The 21,420-nt window shown below is 63.9% G+C and carries 22 protein-coding genes and 3 riboswitches; of the genes, 9 read left to right on the top strand and 13 right to left on the bottom strand.

Features of this window, described 5'->3' with window-relative positions:
* Positions 1-145 precede the first annotated feature (145 nt).
* A riboswitch (glycine riboswitch) is annotated at positions 146-248 on the bottom strand.
* 1 nt (position 249) lies between these two features.
* Positions 250-348, bottom strand: a riboswitch (glycine riboswitch).
* Positions 349-891: 543 nt separating this feature from the next.
* Positions 892-1,098, bottom strand: coding sequence for a DUF7336 domain-containing protein (locus J2S96_RS19095; RefSeq protein ID WP_306867098.1), 207 nt, complete (start codon positions 1,096-1,098; stop codon positions 892-894).
* A gap of 252 nt (positions 1,099-1,350) precedes the next feature.
* A complete protein-coding gene (trmB, locus tag J2S96_RS19090) occupies positions 1,351-2,274 on the bottom strand; it encodes a tRNA (guanosine(46)-N7)-methyltransferase TrmB (protein WP_306867095.1) in 924 nt (307 codons plus the stop codon).
* Between the two features lie 59 nt (positions 2,275-2,333).
* Between trmB and J2S96_RS19085 the strand changes: the two genes are divergently transcribed.
* Positions 2,334-3,620 carry an MFS transporter gene (locus J2S96_RS19085; protein ID WP_370873165.1) on the top strand — a complete coding sequence of 429 codons (1,287 nt, stop codon included), beginning with the start codon at positions 2,334-2,336 and terminating at the stop codon, positions 3,618-3,620.
* A gap of 132 nt (positions 3,621-3,752) precedes the next feature.
* Here J2S96_RS19085 and J2S96_RS19080 read toward each other — a convergent pair whose 3' ends face one another.
* Positions 3,753-5,045, bottom strand: a complete 1,293-nt coding sequence (locus J2S96_RS19080) for an MFS transporter (RefSeq protein ID WP_306867092.1) — start codon at positions 5,043-5,045, stop codon at positions 3,753-3,755.
* Positions 5,046-5,071: 26 nt separating this feature from the next.
* On the bottom strand, positions 5,072-6,292 hold the full coding sequence (locus tag J2S96_RS19075; RefSeq protein WP_306867089.1) for a M20 metallopeptidase family protein: 1,221 nt from the start codon (positions 6,290-6,292) through the stop codon (positions 5,072-5,074).
* A gap of 152 nt (positions 6,293-6,444) precedes the next feature.
* Here J2S96_RS19075 and J2S96_RS19070 point away from each other — a divergent pair, with 152 nt between their 5' ends.
* Positions 6,445-7,500 (top strand): Lrp/AsnC family transcriptional regulator, encoded by a 1,056-nt coding sequence (locus J2S96_RS19070; RefSeq protein ID WP_306867086.1) that lies wholly within the window; start codon positions 6,445-6,447, stop codon positions 7,498-7,500.
* 26 nt (positions 7,501-7,526) lie between these two features.
* Here the strand turns inward: J2S96_RS19070 and J2S96_RS19065 are convergent, their stop codons facing one another.
* Positions 7,527-8,678 (bottom strand): alkaline phosphatase family protein, encoded by a 1,152-nt coding sequence (locus tag J2S96_RS19065; protein ID WP_306867083.1) that lies wholly within the window; start codon positions 8,676-8,678, stop codon positions 7,527-7,529.
* Positions 8,675-9,940, bottom strand: a complete 1,266-nt coding sequence (locus J2S96_RS19060; protein WP_306867081.1) for an alkaline phosphatase family protein — start codon at positions 9,938-9,940, stop codon at positions 8,675-8,677. Before J2S96_RS19060 ends, J2S96_RS19065 begins: the two co-directional genes overlap by 4 nt.
* 153 nt (positions 9,941-10,093) lie before the next feature.
* On the opposite strand from J2S96_RS19060, the gene J2S96_RS19055 reads away from it, so the two are divergent.
* Entirely contained in the window at positions 10,094-11,518 is a 1,425-nt protein-coding gene (locus J2S96_RS19055) for an MFS transporter (protein WP_306867080.1), read from the top strand.
* A gap of 38 nt (positions 11,519-11,556) precedes the next feature.
* On the opposite strand, the gene J2S96_RS19050 is transcribed toward J2S96_RS19055, so the two are convergent.
* Positions 11,557-12,096, bottom strand: coding sequence for a hypothetical protein (locus J2S96_RS19050; protein ID WP_306867077.1), 540 nt, complete (start codon positions 12,094-12,096; stop codon positions 11,557-11,559).
* A 189-nt stretch (positions 12,097-12,285) separates the two neighbouring features.
* Positions 12,286-12,960: an SAM-dependent methyltransferase gene (locus J2S96_RS19045; protein ID WP_306867075.1), complete on the bottom strand. Its 675-nt coding sequence runs from the start codon at positions 12,958-12,960 to the stop codon at positions 12,286-12,288.
* Positions 12,961-13,291: 331 nt separating this feature from the next.
* Between J2S96_RS19045 and J2S96_RS19040 the strand changes: the two genes are divergently transcribed.
* On the top strand, positions 13,292-15,031 hold the full coding sequence (locus tag J2S96_RS19040) for a DEAD/DEAH box helicase (protein WP_306867072.1): 1,740 nt from the start codon (positions 13,292-13,294) through the stop codon (positions 15,029-15,031).
* A gap of 201 nt (positions 15,032-15,232) precedes the next feature.
* On the opposite strand, the gene J2S96_RS19035 is transcribed toward J2S96_RS19040, so the two are convergent.
* The 5 genes from J2S96_RS19035 to J2S96_RS19015 all read right to left on the bottom strand — a co-directional run bounded on the left by J2S96_RS19035 (position 15,233) and on the right by J2S96_RS19015 (position 18,496).
* Positions 15,233-15,883 carry an MBL fold metallo-hydrolase gene (locus J2S96_RS19035; RefSeq protein ID WP_306867069.1) on the bottom strand — a complete coding sequence of 217 codons (651 nt, stop codon included), beginning with the start codon at positions 15,881-15,883 and terminating at the stop codon, positions 15,233-15,235.
* A 36-nt stretch (positions 15,884-15,919) separates the two neighbouring features.
* A complete protein-coding gene (locus J2S96_RS19030) occupies positions 15,920-16,939 on the bottom strand; it encodes an aldo/keto reductase (RefSeq protein ID WP_306867066.1) in 1,020 nt (339 codons plus the stop codon).
* 75 nt (positions 16,940-17,014) lie between these two features.
* Entirely contained in the window at positions 17,015-17,359 is a 345-nt protein-coding gene (locus J2S96_RS19025; protein WP_306867064.1) for a DMT family transporter, read from the bottom strand.
* A gap of 2 nt (positions 17,360-17,361) precedes the next feature.
* On the bottom strand, positions 17,362-17,676 hold the full coding sequence (locus J2S96_RS19020; RefSeq protein ID WP_306867061.1) for a DMT family transporter: 315 nt from the start codon (positions 17,674-17,676) through the stop codon (positions 17,362-17,364).
* A 9-nt stretch (positions 17,677-17,685) separates the two neighbouring features.
* A riboswitch (guanidine-III (ykkC-III) riboswitch) is annotated at positions 17,686-17,751 on the bottom strand.
* A 118-nt stretch (positions 17,752-17,869) separates the two neighbouring features.
* Positions 17,870-18,496 (bottom strand): HutD/Ves family protein, encoded by a 627-nt coding sequence (locus J2S96_RS19015; protein WP_306867058.1) that lies wholly within the window; start codon positions 18,494-18,496, stop codon positions 17,870-17,872.
* A 133-nt stretch (positions 18,497-18,629) separates the two neighbouring features.
* Here J2S96_RS19015 and J2S96_RS19010 point away from each other — a divergent pair, with 133 nt between their 5' ends.
* From J2S96_RS19010 to J2S96_RS18990, 5 genes are all read left to right on the top strand, one after another.
* On the top strand, positions 18,630-19,226 hold the full coding sequence (locus tag J2S96_RS19010) for a phosphoribosylanthranilate isomerase (RefSeq protein WP_306867056.1): 597 nt from the start codon (positions 18,630-18,632) through the stop codon (positions 19,224-19,226).
* A gap of 163 nt (positions 19,227-19,389) precedes the next feature.
* Complete coding sequence (locus J2S96_RS19005; RefSeq protein WP_306867053.1) at positions 19,390-19,740, top strand: ArsR/SmtB family transcription factor; 351 nt, start codon at positions 19,390-19,392, stop codon at positions 19,738-19,740.
* Positions 19,737-20,198: an SRPBCC family protein gene (locus J2S96_RS19000; protein ID WP_306867049.1), complete on the top strand. Its 462-nt coding sequence runs from the start codon at positions 19,737-19,739 to the stop codon at positions 20,196-20,198. Before J2S96_RS19005 ends, J2S96_RS19000 begins: the two co-directional genes overlap by 4 nt.
* Positions 20,199-20,334: 136 nt before the next feature.
* Complete coding sequence (locus tag J2S96_RS18995; RefSeq protein ID WP_306867045.1) at positions 20,335-20,811, top strand: hypothetical protein; 477 nt, start codon at positions 20,335-20,337, stop codon at positions 20,809-20,811.
* Between the two features lie 142 nt (positions 20,812-20,953).
* Entirely contained in the window at positions 20,954-21,355 is a 402-nt protein-coding gene (locus J2S96_RS18990; protein WP_306867042.1) for a YccF domain-containing protein, read from the top strand.
* Positions 21,356-21,420: the final 65 nt, after the last annotated feature.

Genomic DNA, 21,420 nt, shown 5'->3' with positions numbered 1-21,420 from the left:
CTTGGCCTTGATCCACTCGGGCTTGCGTTCGACCGGGACGGCTTTATTGCGCTGTTCAACGCGCAGCAGCTTACGGCCTTCAGGTGCCAGGGTCATGAGGAACTCCATAATTCAGGTGGCGCGGACGCGCCACGATGATTCGGTTCCTCCCCGCTCTGTATTGGACCTGAGAGTTTCCGCGTCCCGCCTCTCGGCTGGACGCTTGCACCGTCGGTGAGTCCGGTTGCCCGGGCTGCTTTCCAGAGTTGCCTTGCCGCGGCGGTACGTGGGCCTGAGAGATTCCTGGGGAGGATTTGCTCCTACGGCGCCTGCTGAAACGTACCGGCAGGGCTCTCCCGCCGCAGATCATAAGCATGTGCCACCTCTCGGTGACACGCTTCACATGGTATCCGGTGCCTGTACGGCACGCAAAGAACCGGTGTGTTTGGCCGAGCTCCTGGGATCTGGCCGGACGAAGTTGAGTGTCCGGTGTTGGCTTCGGCGAGAGTATCTCATTAGCGCCCCCCCTTACTCGGTGTCAAGGGTTTTGCTCTGGATTGAGTGGTCGATATGCAATATTGAGTACTCGTAATCAATAAATTGAGTGGCGTATGGATTGTTGACTGAGTATTGGGGAATAAGTATCGATCGAAATTGCCGACCTCCGATTCTATAATTCCTGAGAAAAAGTGCTCTGACCTGTTTATTGAATGGTCTTGCTTAATTTGTTATGACTGCATAATTTTATTGTTGAGCATTTGCTTCGACGGGTCTGCCCAATAACACTCGCAGAAGGACAGCATGAATCTAAAGACGCGAACCCTAAAATCTCCGGCGCAGTTGTCACTATGCTGTGCGCTGCCGCCAGGCGGTCGTGGCCCCGGTCAAGGCCTAAGCCGGGGATTGGGCGAGTTAATGGTCGCCGGGACCGAAACTCGCGTGTCCGGGTCCCCTGTTGTAGCGGTATCCGATTTCATAGCGGGAGTAAATGACCCCCCTGGCGTACTCATCTTTGATTTCGTCGGCGAACTCTTCCGCCTCGTCTTGAGATGCGAAGACGCCAAGCACGGCATTAAAAGGTTCCTCTTCATCGTGTTGGACTATCCACACCGCAGTCATGTTGACAGGGTACCTGAAAACTTGAGCGCCTCAACCCTTTCATAATGTCCACGGTCTTTCCGGACCATTTTCCGAACAGTAATAGCAATAGCAATAGCAAAGGGATGCCATGAAGAAAGCATTTGTACTAGCCACGTCAGCCCTGTTGCTGGCCTCGTCGTTCGCAGCAGGGCCGTCAACCGCCGCTGAACCCTCTCCGACAGCGCCTGGGAAGAAGCCACCTTGAGGTGCGGGACCAATTAATATCTGAAGCTAAATCCTGCGGTAGCTGAGGTCGAAGATCATGCGTCCGGCCTCGTGGGCCTTGTTTTCGAAGCTCGTGCGGATCCGTCCATCGAAGCGCGGAGCCCACCCGCCCACGTGGTCCACTCCCTCGTTCGGGCCGGTGTGCTCGGTGCTGACAGGTGCCCGGCCTTCCTTGACGGGTGCCCCGCCCACCATGGATTCGACTCCGGATTCCCACACTTGCGTGAGGGGGCTCTCCGCGCCGGTCCGCTCGCCGTCGTGCAGGTTTTCAAACTCGGTGGAACCGGCAAGGACCTCGCGGACGTGGATGGCGTAGTTGGACCAGTCGGTGGCGATCCGCCACAAGCCACCCTTCTTAAGGGACCGCGCAGCGAGTTCGGCGAAGGCAGGCTGGATGAGGCGGCGTTTGTGATGCCGGGATTTGTGCCACGGGTCCGGGAAAAAGACCCAGAGTTCACTCACCGAACCCGCAGGGAGCATGGTCGCCAGTACCTCGGGGGCGTTGGCCTCCACCACTCGGACGTTGCTGAGCCCGCGGCTATTGATCTTGATCATGGTGTTGGCCAGCCCCGGGGTGTAGACCTCCACGGCGAGGAAGTCCTTGTCCGGGTTCTCCTCCGCGGCATGGCATACGGCGTCGCCAAGTCCCGAACCGATTTCGACGATCAACGGTGCCTTGCGCCCAAACTCGGCCTCGGCGTCGAACACGTAGTCCGGATGAACGGAGGTGTTGGCGACATGCCGCGGAACCTGGATGGCCCAGCGGTCCGAGTGCTCTTCCCACGCTGCCTGGCGGCGGCCCTGAAGGCGCGTACCGCGGCGCACGAAACTGACAGGCCGCCCACCATAAGTGCCGAACGAGGCCTGGCTGCCCGGGGTCACGGGTCGCGGAGACTGCGGTGTTTCAGGGGAATCTGGGGTTTCACTCATCTCCTCCAGAATACCGGTGCGGTGCCGGACGCCGGCGGCGCGACTGCCAGAATGGGTTGGTGACCCGCGCTTCAAGCTCCCCCGAGAACCCCAAGCCGCACTCCGGCGTTTCCGAGACCCTCGTCGACGCCGAGATCGACGAGGTTCCCGCCGCCGCGCCCACCCGGGTCAAGACGCGCGGCGGACTCGCCTTCCTTGGGGTCTGCCTGGTGCTCATCGGCCTGAACCTGCGGACGGTGTTCTCGAGCTTTTCGGCGGTCCTTCCGGAAGTGACCGCCGACGCCGGGCTGCCGGGATGGGCGGTGGTTGTGCTCACCACGGTGCCCGTGACCTTGCTGGGTGTCTTCGCGCCGCTCGCCCCGGTCCTGGCCCGTCGTTTCGGTGCCGAGAGGGTGTTGCTCGGTGCGATGGCCGTGCTGACAGCGGGGTTGCTGATCCGTCCGGTGGACCTCGCCGACGCCGGGCATTTGCCCGCCCTTCTTGCCGGCACCGCGGCGTGCGGCGCCGCGATCGCGCTATGCAACGTGCTGCTGCCCGGCGTCGTCAAGCGTGACTTCCCGCATCGGCTGGGACTCATGGGCGGCCTCTACACGACGGCGATTTGCGCGTCTGCCGCGCTTGGCGCCGGTTTCACCTACCCCGTCTTCCAAGCCACCGGTCACTGGACCGTGGCGCTCTGGTTCTGGGCGCTCCCGGCCGCCGTCGTCCTTTTGCTTTTCTTGCCGCTGGCGGTCCGCCAGCACCCCGTCCGCCACAACGCCGCCGACGGCGGTGGGAACGTCTGGCGTTCCGCCGTCGCCTGGCAGGTCACTATCTTCATGGTGTTGCAGTCGATGATGTCCTTCAGCGTGTTCGCCTGGTTGGCACCGATCCTGCGTGACCGCGGAATTGACGGCGGGACGGCCGGCTTGATCGTGTCCGTGTCGATTGTGCTGCAGATGCTTGGTTCGTTCGTTGCCCCGGGGCTCGCGGCGCGTTTCAAGGATCAGCGCGTTATCAACACCGTGGTGGCGCTCATGACCGGCGGCGGCTTCGCCTTGAGTATTTTCGGCCCCACGGATCTGATTTGGGTGTGGACAGGGCTGCTGGGCCTGGGCCAGGGGAGCCTCACGGCTGTCGCGTTGACGATGATCATGCTGCGAACCCGCGATTCGCACACCGCTTCGCACCTTTCGGGAATGATGCAGGGCGTCGGCTATGGCGTGGGTTCCACGGGAACGCTCATGGTGGGCCAGTTGCACCAAGCCACCGGTGGTTTCGCGGCCGCCGGCATCCTGTTCCTCGTGGTGGGGTCCCTGGCAGCCTTCTTCGGCATCCGTGCCGGCCGCAACCGCTATGTCAGTTAGGCGGAACCGGAGGGGCCGCTGGAACTCCCCGGTTTTGGATCCAAACGCCGACGGCGACCCGCGCTACTGAGCGGGGGTCGCCGTCGTCGGGACTGAAAAGAGGGGAGGTCCAGCGGGCGGCCGGATGCAGAGTCAGTGCGTCAGGTCCTTGCCCTTGGTCTCCGGGATCGTGAAGGTGAACGCGATACTGATGACCAACAGGATCACGGCGTAGACGTTGAACATGTTGGCCTGCCCGATGCTGGCGAGCCAGGTCTGCAGGTACGGTGCCGTCCCGCCAAAGACTGCCACGCAAATGGAGTACGGGACGCCCACGCCCACGGTGCGGATCTTGGTCGGGAACAACTCGGCGTACACTGCCGGGACAATGGCGGCGCTGCCGGCAATGAAGAACAACGTGACGGACATCGAAACGGCCAGCTGCCATGGTGAGTCTTTTAGGAGCCACGTCATGGGGAAGTGCAGCAACGCCGTCCCGGCAGCGCTCATGATCATTACGGGCTTGCGGCCGATCCGGTCGGATAGCTTGCCCCAGAAGGGCAGCGCCGCGATGAAAGCGATGTTGCCGATGACGCCGGCCCACAGGGCTGCGCCGCGGTCCATCTTGAGCGTGCTGGCAGCGTAGCTCGGGGCCACGACACCCCAGATGTAGTAGACAACGGTGAGGCCAACCGTCAGCCCGATGACCTGCAGGGCCTGCTTGCGGTACTTGACGATCTGCGGCCACATGGGCTCGCGCTTTTCCTTCGGCGCCTCGGCTTCGAACGCCTCGGTCTCCTTCATCTTGGCCCGCATGACCAAGGCGTAGATGCCCAGTGCGCCGCCGATCAGGAACGGTACACGCCAACCCCAGGCGTTCATGTCGGCCTTGCTCAGCATTCCGGTCAGAATGGCGCCCAACAGTGTTCCGGCGAGGATGCCTGCGGTGCCGGAGGTGTAGATGAGCGTTGCCCAGAAGCCCCGCTTTTCCTTGGGTGCCATTTCGGACAGGTAGGTTTGCGACGACGGCAGCTCGCCGCCGTGGGCGAGGCCCTGGATGAGGCGTGCCACCAGGAGCATCACGGAGGCCAGGGCCCCGACAGCCTGGAAGGTCGGGGCGATACCGATGAGCAGGCTGCCGAGAGCCGCGAGGCCGACGGCGACGGTCATGGATGTCTTGCGGCCGATCCTGTCGCCGATCCAGCCGAAGACGAAGCCGCCGAACGGCCGGGCCACGAACCCGACGGCGAAGATCGCCAAAGTGGAAAGGACCGCGGACGTGGGGTCGGCGCTGCTGAACAGGGCGCTCGCAATGAAGGGCGAGAAGGTGGCGTAGATGGCCCAGTCGTACCATTCGACGGCGTTGCCGATGCCGGTACCGATGAGGGTCCGCAGGTGCGACTTGTGAACCCGGGCTGTGGCTGAAGTGCCAACGGTGGCGGTCATGTGTTGCTCCATGGTGTGGGTGGTGGTTAGCTGCCGGCGGCGAGGGTGGCGATGCGGGAGACCGCGAGCTCTGCGTAGAGCGCCGCACCATCGGAGAGGACACCGTCGTCGAAGGTGGCGTAAGGGGAGTGGTTGAACGGTGAGCTGGTGTGGTCCACCCCGCGCGGCACGGCGCTGAGGCCCACGAAGGTTCCCGGAACTTCGGCAAGGACCCGGGAGAAATCCTCCGAGCCGCTGATGGGCGTGGCCCAGCGGGAAAGCCGCGAATCGCCGAACATGTCCGAGATGACGTTCTCGGCGGTGTGCGTCTCGTCTTCGTCGGTGACGGTCATGGGGTATTCGCCACGGTAATCGACGTCAACCTCCAGGCCGTGCGCTGAGGCAATGCCCTTGAGGAGCCGGGGAACCGCAGTCATCATCCGGTCCCGGGAAGCTTCGGAGAACGTACGGATGGTGGCTTCGAAACGCGCGGATTCGGGGATCACATTGCGCTTGGTTCCGGCCTGCAGCACGCCCACGGTCAGGACTACGGGGTCGAACATGTTGAACTGCCGCGTGATCATCACCTGGAGCGCCGTCACCATTTCCGCCGCCGCAGTCACGGGGTCCTTGGCCGCATGCGGCGCCGAACCGTGACCGCCGGCACCCAGGACCGTGACGAAAAGTCCGTCCGAAGCGCTCATCATGACGCCCGACTTGGTGCAGAACTGGCCGTACGGCTCCAGTGAGGAGAAGACGTGCATGCCGTAGGCGGCGTCGACGCGGCGGCCGGCGGCATCCAGGACGCCTTCGCGGATCATGTGGCCCGCGCCGTCGAAGCCTTCTTCGCCGGGCTGGAACATCAGGACGACGTCGCCAGCCAACTGATCACGACGCTCGGACAAGAGGGTTGCGGCTCCGGCGAGCATGGACGTGTGGAGGTCGTGGCCGCAGGCGTGCATGGCGCCGTCGAGCTTCGAGGTGAACTCGACGCCGGTGCGTTCCTGGATGGGAAGGCCGTCCATGTCTGCGCGGAGCAACACTGTTGGCGTCTGCTCGGAAGCGTGGGGCGCGCCGCCGCGCAAGACCGCGGTGACCGACGTCGTGCTCTGGCCAAGGGTGATTTCGTACGGGAGCCCGTCGAGCGCCTTGAGCACCTTTTCCTGGGTGCGCGGCAGGTCCAGGCCGATTTCCGGTTCCTGGTGGAGCTCGTGACGGAACCGGGCGATTTCTGCCTGCATCTCTTTGGCGTCTGCGGCGATCGACATTTGTTCTCCTGTTTCCTGAACGATTGTTAGGTATCCATAGCCATTGTGGAGTGACTAGCCTCACAATCTTTCAAAGCCCTGAAAAAATTCAGGAACGTGGCAGAATTAACAGGAATCGCGCACGGCTCGGGGAGTAAAGGGGAGGATTGCCAATGGAACTCAGTGAAGAGGACCTGCGGCTGATCAATGCCCTCCAGGTCTCGCCTCGGATCAGCTGGTCCGACGCGGCGGAGGTCCTGGGAGTCCATGCCACTACGTTGGCCTCCCGCTGGGACCGCCTGCGCGAATCCGGAGCCGCCTGGACCACGGCGCACCTCATGGGCGACCCGAAAAACGCCTGCCTGGCACTGTTGGACGTGGACTGCGAAATGCACCTCAGGCCTGAGGTTACGGCCGCGCTCGCAGCGATCCCGGAGATCATCACGGTTGAGGAAGCTGCCAGCAACCGGGATCTCATGCTGACCGTGATCACCCAGGACCTGGGGGAATTCAGCAGCCGGCTCTTGCCCCAGCTCAAGGAAATCCCGGGGCTCACCAAATACAGGACCTCGCTCTGCACCCGGATCCACACAGGCGGCTATGCGTGGCGGCTCAACGTCCTGAGCCGGGCGGAGCAGCAGGCGCTCCGCGCGCTGGCCGGGCCCGAAGCCGCTAATCCGTCCGCTCCCGACGCGATCGTCCCGCCGCTGCCGGAGAGCCATCTGCCGCTCCTTCCCTTCCTCGCCCGGGACGGGCGGGCGTCCGCCGCGGAGATCGCCCGTGCCCTGGGGCGGCATCCCGCCACCGTGCAGCGGCAACTCGGCAGGGTGCTCGCGAGCCGGCTGCTGTCCTTCCGCTGCGAGATAGCCCAGCAATTTTCCGGCTACCCGATAACGTGCCAATGGTTCGCGAATGTTCCGGCCGGGCAACATGAGGCCGCGGCCGCCGAGTTGCGGGCCATCAGGAATATCAGGTTCACGGCCTCCACCACCGGGAGCACCAACTTTGCAATCATCATGTGGTTGCGTTCGCTGGGCGAGGTCCTGGAGATAGAACTCGCCATCCAGCAACGTATCCCGAGGATCGAACTCGTCGAAAGCGTCGTGATGCTGGGCACGGCCAAGCGGGTCGGCTGGATGCTGAACCCGGACTCGACGGCGACCGGCGCCGTCGTGCCCACCGCCGCGGGAGAGCTGATCCCCGCGATCGAGGTGCCGACGACGGCCTGACCCGCCGTGCGGGTCAGGCCATCGGACTAGACCCCGGCGTTGTAGACGTCGAGACCGAAGCGGTTCAGTCCAGGGGTGCCGGCATAGCCGAGGTACGGGAGACCGAAAGTGTCTTCAATGCTGGCCAGCAGGCTGTAGTGGTTGTACGGCGTAGTGGACCAGGTGCCGCCCTTGGTGAAGGGGGAGATGACCAAAGCGCCCGCCCGGCCGCCACCCTGTCCAACGATCCCGGGAAGCGCAGCGTTGGGTCCGGGACCTTCGCCGCAGCACGCCGAGGCGTCCGACTGGGGGCTGTCGGATTCGTCAAAGGTGATCACCAGGACACCGTCCTGGCGGAACGCGGGGGACGAGGTGATCATCGGAACGTACTGCTTCAGCCATGCATCCGCGCTGGTAAGGCCACCGGGCTGTCCGTCAACGCAGGGAGAGTCGTGTCCGTCGTGGCAGAGATTGGGCGTGATCATGGACAGGTTGGGCGTCGTGGAGACCGACGCGAGATCGGTTTGCAGGGCGCCGAGGTCCACGTCGTTCTTGGCACAGTCCGGTGATCCCGTGATTCCCGCGAAGTAGACAAAGGGGTTGTGGCGGGCTGCGTACTGGTCCCCGACCTTCGCCTTCTGGGTGTCATCGGGCGCGCCGAGGGCCGGGTGGCGGCACGGTGTGCTCATGTCCTCCATGTAGCCCTTCCAGGTCTTCCCGGCCGCCGTCAATTGGCCGGCCACCGTCGGAACATCCGCGGGAAACACGCAGCCGTCCCCGACGGCCTGCCCGGGAGTTGCCGTGCCCGTCTTCACGAACGGGGAATACGTCTGGCAATCGGCTTGCATCTGCGGGTTGGGGCCCTGCCCCGAAATCTGGGCCACGTAGTTTGGCTGCGAATTGTGCGCCGTACCGAAGTACTGGTTCAGGAGGACGCCTTGGTTGCGCAGCGTGGTGGAAAGGTACGGTGCCGCCGAGCCCGGCCCCCATGTCGTGTCGTAGCCCTTGTTTTCCAGGTTGATCACGAATACGTGCTGGGCTCCGGGGAGATATCCGGTGCTCTGGACGGTCTGGGGCTGGCTCGCTTGCGCTTGCGGCTGCTGCATTCCGAAGGCGATGCTGCAGGCCCCAAGCAGCACAACCATCAGCGCAGCCAATCCGAGCCGCATCTTGGAAATGGCGAAGGTCTTGAAGGTCATGGCAGGATCCATCCGTCCGCAAGTGCTTTCTGTTTCAATCCGGCCCATTCTTCTTCCGCTGGCGGTCCGACCGGGGAACACGCAGGTCCGGCGGCATAAGGCGGCACGAGGTATGTCGGAGCAGTCAAATTGGGCGTTGATTGGAAATCGAGCACTTCGGCGATGTTGCGGGCGGCGTTGTCCCGCGGTGTCAGGGGTTGAAGTCCCCAGCGCCACTCGATGGCCTTCAGGACCGAGGTGTGGTCGTAGGTGTCATGTGACACGTATTGCCGGCGGGCGCGTGGAGAGATGACCATGGACGGTACGCGGAAGCCGCGTCGCGCAGTGTCCGGATTGCTGTCCGGCGCTGTTTCCGGTGGCACGTGGTCGTAGAACCCGCCCCACTCGTCGTAATTGACCACCAGCATGGTGTTTGCCCAGTTCGGGCTCTTGGTCACGGCGTTGTAGACCTCCGCCAGGAACAGCTCACCGGAGCGGATGTCGGCATGTGGGTGGTCATCGCCGGAGGTTCCGCTCGACTCATCCGTGAAGCGGGGATCCACGAAGGACACCGAAGGGAGTTTGCCTGAACTGCAGTCGCTGAGGAACTCGGAGTAGGGCCTGGAGATTCCGAGGTACTTGGTTCCCCAGAGGGCGGTGAAGGGGATGTCGCCGTAGTAGTACTTTCCTTGAACTCCGGCAGCCGCCAAACGGTCCCAGATCGTGGGCATGGTGCTGGTGACGGTCGAGTTATGGAGCCTGTCCGTAGCCGCTGAGTGCTGATAGAAGCGGTTCGGATAGGTTTCGGCCAGGGTGGCTGCGAAATAGCGGTCGCAAACAGTCCAGTCGGGACCCGCTTGGCGCCAAAAGTCGAGGTCGCTCGAGTCGTAGTATCCGACGGCGAATTCGTCGTTCTCGCCTGCCCGCAGCCAGCCATCGTTCTTGCCGTTGTTGAACTGGATCCGGCCGCCCTCATAGGAATGGTCGGGGTCGGGATGCCCGCAGCCCTGGAAATCCATCAAGTGGTGGGTTGTATGCGGAATGCCGTACCGGTCAACGAACGTCAGACCGGCTTGCTTTCCGTCCGCGCCGGGCATCCATCCAACGAAATGGTCGAATGAACGGTTTTCCATCATCACCACAATGATGTGGTCGATGCCTGAGGAACCGGGCTGCGGGAGTGCCGAAGCTGTAGGTGCGGTCCTCACGGTGGCGCCGCTGACAAGCGTCGCTGCCGTGGCGGAACCGGCGACCGAAAGGAAATTGCGTCTTGTGAAGTTCACGCCAAGCAGTGCATCACGAAATGATTACGGAAGACAACCGAGAGTTAGCTATTTAATAAATTGTTTGCCCAGAGTTAATTTTAGAAAACTGTTAATCAGTTGAATGGATTTTTAAGCTGGCCCCGAACTCGTCCGCCCTTCTAGGCTGGGATGATGACAAGCCACGACGCAACAGCCGGCATACTGCAGCGCCCCTATCTCCTGGCGACCGCTGGTGCCTGTGCGTTGGTTTTCCTGGCAGCTTTCGAGTCCATGGCCGTAACTACCATCATGCCGCTTGTGAGCCGCGATCTGGACGGTGCCGGACTCTATGCATTGGCCTTCGCCGGCCCGCTCGCCACAAGCGTGATCGGCATGGTGGCTGCAGGGAACTGGGCCGACCGGCGTGGTCCGGCCGCCCCGCTGTACGCATCCGTGGCGCTGTTCGCGGCGGGGCTGCTCATCGCAGGCATCGCGGTTTCCATGCCGATGCTCGTGGCCGGCCGGCTTGTCCAAGGCCTAGGCATAGGCGGGATGACCGTGGCGTTGTATGTGGTGATCGCCCGCGTCTACCCGGCCCGCTTGCATGCCCAGGTCTTCGCAGCGTTCTCGGCGTCCTGGGTCATTCCCTCGATGATCGGCCCCTTCGCCGCCGGCGTAGTTGCCGAGTTGAGCAGTTGGCATTGGGTTTTCCTCGGCGTCGCCGGCCTCGTTGTTCCGGCTCTGGCAATGATCCTCCCTGCCATGCGGGGCATGCGTTCCGGGGCGGAACCTGAAAGCTCCCGTGTTCCCTGGGCCTTCGGCCGGATGGGATGGGCCGCGCTCGCGGCCCTCTCGGTGCTCGGCCTGAACCTCTCCGGACAGGTGCCCGGCGCCGGCTGGGTGATGGCCGCCGTCGCGCTCGTCATCGCCATGCTGGCAGTGCGGCCCCTGGTCCCGCGCGGCACGCTCGGCGCGCACCGCGGATTGCCAAGCGTTATCCTCATGCGCGGACTTGCCTCGGCGGCCTTCTTCGGTACCGAGGTTTACGTGCCGTACCTCCTCACGGGGCGGTACTCGTTCTCCCCGGCGTTTGCCGGCCTCGCGCTGACAGGCTCCGCGATCGCGTGGGCAGCGGCGTCCGCCGTGCAGGGCCGCATGGGTTCCCGGCTTGGCAATGCGCTGGCCGTCGGGGTCGGCTCGGCGCTGGTGCTGGCTTCGGTGGTAATCGTCCTCGTGACCACCGTGTTTGCATGGCCCGCGGCCGTGGCGATCGCGGGCTGGCTGTTCGCAGGCGCCGGGATGGGCCTGATGTACCCGCGCCTGAGTGTCATGACCCTTGCCCTTTCCAAGCCCGAAGATCAAGGCTTCAACAGTTCTGCGATGTCCATCTCCGATTCCCTCGGCGGCGCCCTTTCGCTCGCCGTGACGGGCCTCGTCTTCAGTGCGCTGACGACGACGGCGGGATCCTTCGCGGGGGTATTCGTACTGACGTCGGCGATCGCCCTCGTCGGACTCATCATTGCGCCGCGGGTAGCCGTCCGGCGGCCCGCGGCTAGTGAAAGTGCTGCCGAGGCGCGTGGCGCGGCCGAAGGGGACTTGAAGAATGTTCATTCCTAGGAATTGGTTCCCAGGAAGGTAAGGAGGCCGGGTGCAGGTCAGTCCTCCGGGACAACCATATGGTTTGGACGCACATAGTAGGCTTCCAGCCCAGGTGAGCCGAGGATTCTCCCGATCACGGCAGCGGGGCCGCCGACGAATACTGATCGGGCGAAAATGTCGTTGGCAACGCACCAACTGCCGTCTGTGGGAAGCCAATTCATGGGCAGCCGGTCTGGCGGTTCCTCGATTGATTCCACTGCCCGTCCAAGGAGTGCTTCGTGCACGTGCATGATCCGCCCCTGGGCGTTGGAGATGGCTGGCGCGAGGCGGATGTCACGTCGCAGGGAACCATATCCCTCCCATATGAGGAAAGCGCATTTCATCTGCGCCCTGGCGAACGACGTAAGAATGGCGAACAGCTTCGCCGCGACTCCGGCATCGATTGTTCCCGTCTCGGGCTCGTAGTAGGTGGACGGATCAGGGTTCGCGGCAATGATGATGTCGCTCCATTGCGTGGCTGCATCGACCGGAAGCCTTTCTCCCGCGATGTCGGACCAGCGCAGCCGCTGGCCGCCCGGCGTAGCTACGGGGTTCATCACCCGGGCATACGCGGGATAGATAGGCGGTATCAATCCGGCCAATGATCCTCTGTCATGGCCGCGAGTCTGCTCCAGGTACCAGGCGACTCTCGATTCGGGACCAGTGGTGAATGGTTCATTCACAAGTCAGAGAGTCCTTTCGCGTGGGTTTGTGAATTCATGCTCAACTAATTCGATTGGAACTGCTCATCCAGCTGTTCGGGTCGCCCGGAGCACGCTGTCGATCGTGGTGGCGTGTTGACCGTCCGGGCCGGTAACCTCCCGTTCCCGCGAGTCGGCAACGTTGATCCGCCATGAGCCGGGGCCGCGCGTGAGCGCCTGCACCAAGTCCTCGGGAGTGAAGAATTTGTCCTTCATGTCCTTATGCCCGCTCCACGGAGTCAGGCCATCCGGATGATGGCCCACCACCAGCAAAGCGCCCCCCGGAGCCACGGCGGCCGCGGCCGAAGCGAGCGAATCGCGCCACGTTATAAGCGGAGAATGAAGGAATTGGGAGGACACCAAGTCGAAGCCCTCTGCCGGTTGCCACGAGCCGAAGTTCCGTGGCAGCCACGCTATCCGGTCTTGCAGCCCGGCCTCGACCGCATGGGCTCGGGCCCGTTCGAGCGCGACGGCGGAGACGTCCACCGCGGTCACCGTCCAGCCATGCTGGGCGAGCCAGATCGCGTCCGCGCCCTCCCCGCAGCCGAGGTCCAGGGCGGTGCCCGGAGCCAGGCCCTTGGCTTCCGCGATCAGCTGCGGATTGGGGTTCCCGCTCCACCTCTTCGCCTTTTCCAGGTACACCCCGTCCCAAAACTGCGCGGCGCCCGCGTCGTCGGATTGGCTGTTAAGGTGGGCGTCGGCGTCGTGCTCGTGCGTCATGGCTCAAGCCTGCCTTGGCATGCCCCCACGAGGCAACGCCCCCGCGGAGTGCGCCCTGTGAAAAGCCCGCTGCCCGCGGATGCTAGAATGGATCTACTTGATGTGCAGTGATGCCCGCTTAGTCCCCGAATTTGGCTTGGTTCCGAACTCGGGAAGTGGGCTTTTTTCATGTGAGAGGCACATCCTGCGTCGATGAACGCGTATTCTCTGGTCCCGGCCACGGCTTATTGCCTACCGGTCGATCACTGACTTTTTCCTCGGCGAACCCTTGGCCCAACCGGCGTCGGGGGACGATGTCCGTTGGACACCGCCAGAAAGACCCTTGAAACACATGACTACTTTTGCTGCCCTTGGCACGCCCAAGGCCATCGCCGAGTCCCTCGCAGCGGACGGCATCGAAGAAGCCTTCCCCATCCAGGTCAAGACCCTCCCGGATACGCTCGCAGGCCGCGACGTCCTGGGCCGGGGCCGCACCGGCTCCGGCAAGACGATCGCCTTCGCCATTCCGCTCGTGGCACGTCTCGCCGAGCGCGAAGCCAAGCACTTCCGCAAGCCCGGCCGCCCCATGGGCTTGGTCCTCGCACCGACCCGCGAGCTGGCCACCCAGATCAATGCCACCATCGAGCCGCTGGCCAAGGCCATGGGCTTGAACACCACGGTCATCTATGGCGGCATCTCCCAGGCGCGCCAGGAAAAGGCCTTGCGTGCCGGCGTCGACATTGTCATCGCCTGCCCCGGCCGTCTTGAAGACCTCATTCGCCAGCGCATCCTGACGCTCGAAGCCGTCGAGGTCACCGTGCTGGACGAAGCCGACCACATGGCAGACCTCGGCTTCCTCCCCGTGGTCAAGAAGCTCATGGACATGACCCCGACCCAGGGCCAGCGCCTGCTCTTCTCCGCGACGTTGGACAACGGTGTTGACAAACTGGTCAACCGTTACCTGTCCAACCCGCTGACCCACTCGGTGGACGACCCCCAGGCCGCCGTCACCACCATGGAACACCATGTCCTCGTGGTGAACGACCAGACTGTCAAGAAGCAGCTGATCGTCGAGCTGGCCTCCGGCGCAGGCCGACGGGTCCTCTTCATGCGGACCAAGCACCACGCCCGCAAGCTCGCCAAGACGTTGACCGACTGCGGCATTCCCGCCGTCGACCTGCACGGCAACCTGTCGCAGAACGCCCGTGACCGCAACCTTGCCGAGTTCTCCAGCGGAGAGGTCCGGGTCCTGGTGGCCACCGACGTCGCCGCCCGCGGCGTGCACGTCGACGACGTCGAGCTGGTCATCCATGTCGACCCGCCCACAGAGCACAAGGCCTACCTGCACCGTTCCGGACGTACGGCCCGCGCGGGTTCCGACGGAACCGTGGTCACGCTGACGCTTCCCGACCAGCAGGCCGACGTCAAGAAGCTCATGAAGGCCGCCGGCGTCGACGTCACGTTCGAGCGCGTCACCGCGTCATCGCCGTTGGTCGCCGAGCTGGTGGGCGAGGTTGCCGACAAGGTAGACCCACGCACCCGCGCGGCGCTGCTGGCGGCCAAGGCTCCGCAGCAGGGCGGCACCTCCAACGGTGCCAACGCCCAGCGCAAGCGGGCCCGTCGTTCCGGCCAGGCTGCACCCACAGCGGGTGGCCGTGGTGGCCGCGGCGGGCGTGGCAAGGTCTCGGCCGAGCCGGTGCGCACCGATATCAACCGTGCCGAGCGTCGCGCAGCAGCGAATGACGACGTCGCCCGCAGCTCGCGTGGGCGCGGCAACGCAGGTTCCGGCCACCGCAACGACGTTCCTGGTGCTCGTGGACAAGGTGGACAAAGCCAGAACAGCCGCAGCGGCCGTCCGGCAACCGGCCAGCGCGCCTCCGGGGGTAACCGTGCCGCGTCGGCTCCGCGCTCGGAATCCGCGACCTCGACTCGCAACTCGGGCGGCAACAAGGCTGTGTGGTCCTCGAACACGGGCGGAACTTCCGGCGGTTCGTACGGCTCCGGCTCGGGCAAGTCGGGTTCCGGTCGTCCGGCCCGCAGCGGACCGCGCCGCGCCTCGGCTCCGGCGTCGAACGAACGCCGCGGCCGCTAGGTAGCAGCTAGCTCAGGTCGCTCGGGGCTCCTGGCACTAGCTACACCACCGGACATGCTCAACGTGGGCAACAAGGAGTGGACATAATCCTCGTATGTCCACTCCTCGCCACGGAAGCTGGACATGCTCCTCGGTGTGGTTGGGCGAGCACTGAGCATGTCCATCGGTGGCCTCAAAAAATGGGCATGGTGGTGCGCGGAGTTACCAGCCGCGTTCGCGCCATTCCGCAAGGTGCGGCCGCTCTGCACCGAGGGTGGTCGGAGCTCCATGGCCCGGATGCACCACGGTGTCATCCGGGTAGGCCTCGAACAACCGTTCGCTCACGTCGTTCAACAGCGACGTGAAGCGCGCGGGATCGTTCTGGGTGTTGCCGACGCCTCCAGGGAACAACGAGTCGCCGCTGAAAATGTGCGCGGGTCCTTCCGGGTCCAGGTACACGTAGGCGATCGAACCGGGAGTGTGGCCGCGCAAGTGCACCGCGGTGATGTCGAAACCGTCGAAGTTTCCCACATCGCCATGGTGCAGCTGCACGTCCACGGGCACGGGCAGCGCGTCCGCGTCGTCCACTCCGGCCGAGGTCTTCGCTCCCGTGGCTTCCACCAACCCGGGAAGTGCGCGGACGTGGTCCCAGTGCTGGTGGGTCGTGGCGATCAGGGCCAGTTTCGGCGTGGCGGTGGTGTCCGCCGCGGAGTCTTCGATCATCCCTTGGATGGCTGGAAGGTCGTCCGCGGCATCGATCAGGAGCTGCGCTCCGCTTGCCTTGGCAGTGAGCAGATACACGTTGTTATCCATCTCGCTGACCGAGATTCGCCGGATGGTGATGTCACGCAGTGAATGAATGAGTGAGTCCATTGGTCCACTCTACGGAAGCTGCCTGCGGCTTGGCGGCTACTCGCGGCCCTGCGAAACCCAGGTGGGGTCCGCGGACCGTGAGCCGACGACGGCGTCCGCAGCGCCGTCGAGCACGTCGAGTTGAGCGGCGCTCAACTCGAGCGACAAGGCGCCCAGGTTCTCATCGATTCGGTGCGCTTTGCGCGTCCCGGGGATGGGGACCACGCTGAGCTGGCGGCGACGGCCCTGGGCCAAGAGCCATGCCAGAGCCACCTGGGCGGGAGTTGCATCCCGGCCGGTGCTCTCGGACAGCTCCGCGGCGATGGCGCGCACGGCGGCAACAACCGCCTGGTTGGCGTCCAGTGCGCCGTCGGCAAAACGGGGAATGCGATGCCGGAAATCGTTCTCGCCGAGTTGATCGGCGCTGACGGTTCCGGTGAGGAAGCCCCGACCAAGCGGCGAGTAAGGTACGAAGCCTACGCCCAGCTCCGCCGCAGTCGGGACGACGTTGCGCTCAACGTCCCGGCTCCAGATAGACCATTCGCTCTGCACTGCGGCGATCGGGTGCACGGTGTTGGCTTCCCTCAACTCTTCGGCTGTCACTTCAGACAGCCCAAGATGCCGGACCTTGCCTGCCCGGACAAGCTCCGCCATGGCCTCCACGGTTTCCACAATCGGAACGCGGAGGTCACGGCGGTGCATGTAGTAAAGGTCAATCACGTCGGTGCCCAGGCGGCGAAGGCTTGCGTCCGCAGCCTGGGCCACGTACGCGGAATCTCCCCGCACATCGGTGTAGCCCTCGCGCGGGTTGCCCACGATTCCGAACTTGGTAGCAAGCTGGACCTCCTCCCGGCGATCCTTCAGCAGCTTCGCGAGCAGTTCCTCGTTGTCGCCCGCACCGTAGATATCCGCGGTATCAATGAAGCTGATGCCGGCATCCACGGCATGATGCAGTGTCTTGAGGGATTCGGCGGGATCCACGTCGCCGTATACGGGCGTCAGTGCCATCCCGCCGAAGCCTAGGGGGCTCACCGTCAGGCCATCGCCAAGCTGTACGTTCGTGGTTTCCGTGCTCATGAGTGTTCTCCTTCGCCGAATGTTCGCTTCATTGCTCGCAACTCCGTGGAGCGGGGGAGTATTCCGGTGTCTTCCTCAAAGCTCAGGCTTCTCCGCGGGAATGGCCTTCAACCCGGCCGCGCAACCCACGATTCCCGCGATGAACAGCAGCTTGAGCGGATTGCCCGGCTCGACCCCGGTGGCCATCGCCCAGCCTACTGTCAATGCCGCGCCAATCCCCACCCAGACGGCGTAGGCCGTGCCCAGCGGGACCAGCTTCACTGCGATCCCGAGGCCGATCATGCTGAGGGTGGCCGCGACGGCGAAGACCACGGTTGGGAGGATTTGGCTGAAGCCATCGGACAGTCCAAGGGCCGTCGCCCATACAGCTTCGAGCACCGCGGAGGCCAGCAATATGGCCCATGCGAACTTAGCAGTCACGGCTACGCCACCACCTTCAAGCCGACCACGCACACACCGATTCCGGCCAGCAGGAGCAGCCGGGCCGCCGTCGGACGCTCCACTTTGGTGACCATCGCGTAAGCGGCCGTGAGGACGACGCCGACCCCCACCCACACCGCATACGCGGTTCCGGTGGGAATGGATTGCATCGCGAGGGCCAGTCCGGCTGTGCTCGCGATGACGGCGACGAGGAAGACGGCGGAGGGCAGCGGCCGGCGGAAGCCGTTGGACCGGTGAAGCGCTGCGGCCCAGACAGCCTCAAGCGCGCCGGACAGAACCAGGATTAACCACGACATGACAGATCCTTTGGCCAGTCTTGTCGCGTGCCGGGTACTGAACCGTCGTCCGGAGGTCCCTGTGCGGGCCTTCCTTCGAGGCTAGCAAAGCCCGACGCCGGGTTGCCAGCTTTGGTGGCGAGCCTCACCGGGGGACATGTCCAGTCTTCGGCTCAGCGAACGGCCATATCTGCATGATGTCCAGTGCTGGGACCTAGGGGTGCGCATGCTCCACGCGGTCGATGGAAATGACGGCGAGGAATCCACGGCCCAGGATTTCCGGGCTGCGAGTGTCGGAACCCACTACCGCGTCGTAACGTGCCAGCTCGGCTGTCTCGACGTCGGGTTCACCCTCCGAGCCGTCCGCCGTTTCCGCAGGATCCGCCCCGGGACTAACAGAAGCCTTGCCCTCCAAAAGGACTGCCAGCTGGCCTTCGAACACTGGGTGTGCGCGCTTCTTGGAGAGCTCGATGATGGACGTGTAACCCTTGAACTCGCCCGCCCGGGCAATCACATTGAGGTCCCGGATGTCGCCGGTCGGCAGTGCGCTGGCCGAAGCCGCCTCGCCAGAGAACCGGAACGGCCGATACTTTTCCAGCGGGTGTTCCTGGCCGTCTACCGTGAGCAGAAGCAGTTCGCCATCGATCACCGTGAGCACGCGCTCCATGCCCGGGAATGTCGAGAATTCGCCGGCCGATCCGACGTCGGCGATGCTGACCCGCCAGTCCCACGCTCCGTCTTGCGCTGACGCCGCCTTCGGGTGGCTGGCGAGTTCACGGGTCACCCCGCCTCCGTTGCGCCATGGTTCGGGTTTGAGCTCGGCAAAGCGGATGATCTCCATGCTCTCCAGCCTAGTCCGACGCCGCCGTTCGCCGATTGAACGCTCTCGTAACATCGGTGCAATCTTGGCACGGTTCAACAATCCCGAAAGCCCTTGCTAACGTCGTAAGAAGGTAAACGGTTGGAGGCGCGGAATGTTCGTCAAAGTGTGTGGTTTGAGCACGCCTGAATCCGTGCAGGCCGCCGTCGAGTCCGGCGCAGACGCCGTGGGTTTCGTTCTGACGAAAAGTCCCCGCGAGGTATCCCCTAACCGTGCCCGGGACTTGCTGGTCCACGTACCGGATGGTGTGGCCGCCGTCGGGGTCTTCCGTCACGAGACAGCCGCCGACGCCGTCGCAACCGCCCGCGAGGCTGGCCTCGAATGGGTCCAGCTGCACGGAACCCGCTCGCCGGAAGACGTTAAGACCGTGCACGACGCCGGCATGAAACTGGTCAGGGCCGTCACCATGGGTGCGGCTCCGGACGAGTTCGCGGAGTGGGGGGAAGAGCTTCTCCTGATCGACGCCGCCGTTCCGGGTTCCGGGGAGGCATGGGACTATTCCTCCGTCCGGAAGCTCGACCTGGGCGGGCGCCAGTGGTTGTTGGCCGGAGGTTTGACCCCTTCCAACGTCGGAGCCGCGGCGCTCGAAGCCCAGGCCTGGGGCGTCGACGTGTCCAGTGGCGTGGAGTCTTCGCGTGGAGTGAAGGACCTCGGCCTCGTTCGAGCCTTCGTCCGAGCCGCAAAAGCCTGACGCCCCCCGCGCACGCTCGGTCACTTTCAACCCCCTTTCTCCAGACGCTCGTTCACTTGATCTGAGCAAGGATGTGGCAGAACCCCTTGACAGCCCACGTCGGCGGTCGCATATTTAACGCATCAGTTAATTAGCTGACCAGTTAAACACAAAGGCACAGGCGATGTCCGCAGACCGGCTCAGTCTCATTTTCTCGGCCTTGGCCGACCCCACCCGCAGGGCCATCCTGGCCCGGCTTTCGGAGGGCGAGGCCACCGTGAACGAGCTTGCCGAACCGTTCGACATCAGCCTTCCTGCCGTCTCGCGGCATCTCAAAGTCCTGGAAAACGCAGGGCTGATCAGCCGGAGCCGGAATGCACAATGGCGGTCGTCCAAATTGGAAGCCGAACCGTTGCGCGAAGCCACCGAGTGGATGGACAGATACAGGCGTTTCTGGGATGCCAGCTTTATCCGCCTCGATGCCCACCTACGCAAGATTCAGCACGATTCAGAGGATCCAGGAGTCAAACAATGAACACGGAACAGCACATTCTCACCATGACCCGCGAATTCGATGCCCCGCGCGAGCTCGTCTTCCAGGCGTTCGTGGATCCCGACCAGCTCGCCGCATGGTTCGGGCCAGTGGGCGTGGATTCGCCGCGTGACCGGATAGTCGTCGACCCACGGGTGGGCGGAGCCTGGCAGCTTGTCATGACCTGGCAGGAGGATGGTGTTGTCAAGGAATCGCCCATCGACGCCGTCATCACCGCATATGATCCGCCCGCCCTGCTGGTCGCCACCCAGAAAGCAGAGCCCGACGCCGGGACCATACTTTTGCTCGAAATGCGCCTTGAGTTCGAGGTGCTGGATGGCGGACGCACGCTGCTTCGTCTCACTCAGGGCCCCTTCGACTCCGACGAATGGGTGGAAATGACCCGCGAGGGATGGGGGACTTCGTTCAGCAAGCTGGACCGCTTGCTGGTGCGGCAATAGGGAAGTGGCCTGAAGGGCGCGAAGTCAACTTGGAAGGTCCAGGCCCATTCGGGCTACACTCCACGGCGGGGACAGAATGCCATTGCTCCGGGGGCTGAAAGGTTCCGGAGACAGACGATCAAGCAGAATGCGACCTTTGAAAATCTTTGCTCAACCTCTTAACAGCCCTATCCGATTCCTGACAGTCGCCCTCTTCGCCGCCGTGGCGATGTCCGGCTGCTCCTCACAGGCTGGCGGCTCCGCTGCGGCGGGCACGCCGTCGGCCTCTTCCGGGGGCGAGTCCGCCTCCGCAAGTGCAAGCCCAACCCCATCATCGGGGCCATTCGGAGGCTTCGCTTCGGCAGCTGAAATGTGCTCCACCATCTCTCAGGAAGCCACGGGAGCTTCGTTGCTGCCGATGACTGCGGCGCAGGGAAAGACCGCCGAGCTGGAGCAATACAAGACCGAGCTCAGCGCCACAGCCGATCGCGTCCCCGACGCGCTCAAGGCTGATTTCACCAACCTGAAGGACACTGCCATCGCAGGCCTGAAAGACCAAACCGTCTACTCGAGCGGCAAGTTCGAAAAGGCAATGGCTCCCGTTACGGCTTGGCTAAGCGCCAATTGCAAGTGATCTTTTCCACGGGATCCATCGCTCGTATGTGAGCGAGGGTGTGCCGGGAGGGCCCCGTATGTGAGCGGGGATCGGAAGGCCAGGGGGATTTCATTGCGGACCCCTAGGTCCCCGCGGGGTCCCGCAAGGGCAGAATGGGGGTATGAAAACGCTGCTCAACATTATCTGGCTCGTCTGTGGTGGCTTCGTCCTGGCTTTGGGCTATTTCATGGCCGGAATTGTTTGCTGCTTGTTGATCGTCACCATCCCCTGGGGCATCGCCTCTTTCCGGATCGCCTCGTACACGCTGTGGCCATTTGGCCGCATGGTGGTCGACAAGCCCGGGAGTGGGGGCGCTTTTGCGCTCTTGGGCAATGTCATCTGGTTGCTGGTTGCGGGCATTTGGATCGCGATCGGTCACGTGCTCACGGCCTTCGCCATGGCCATCACCATCGTCGGGATCCCGCTGGCCATCGCGAACCTGAAGCTCATTCCCGTGTCGCTCATGCCGCTGGGCAAGCGGATCGTTCCTAGCAACCGCCCGTTCGTCAGCAGCTACCACTAGGCGTCCCCGCGCCGGGCATCAGGCGCCAAGGACTGTTCGGGAGTAGCGTAGGCGGTGTCTGCACT

The organism is Arthrobacter bambusae, assembly GCF_030812595.1.
In the GTDB taxonomy this organism is placed as follows: domain Bacteria; phylum Actinomycetota; class Actinomycetes; order Actinomycetales; family Micrococcaceae; genus Arthrobacter; species Arthrobacter bambusae_B.
This window is presented reverse-complemented; position numbering and strand designations above follow the sequence as displayed.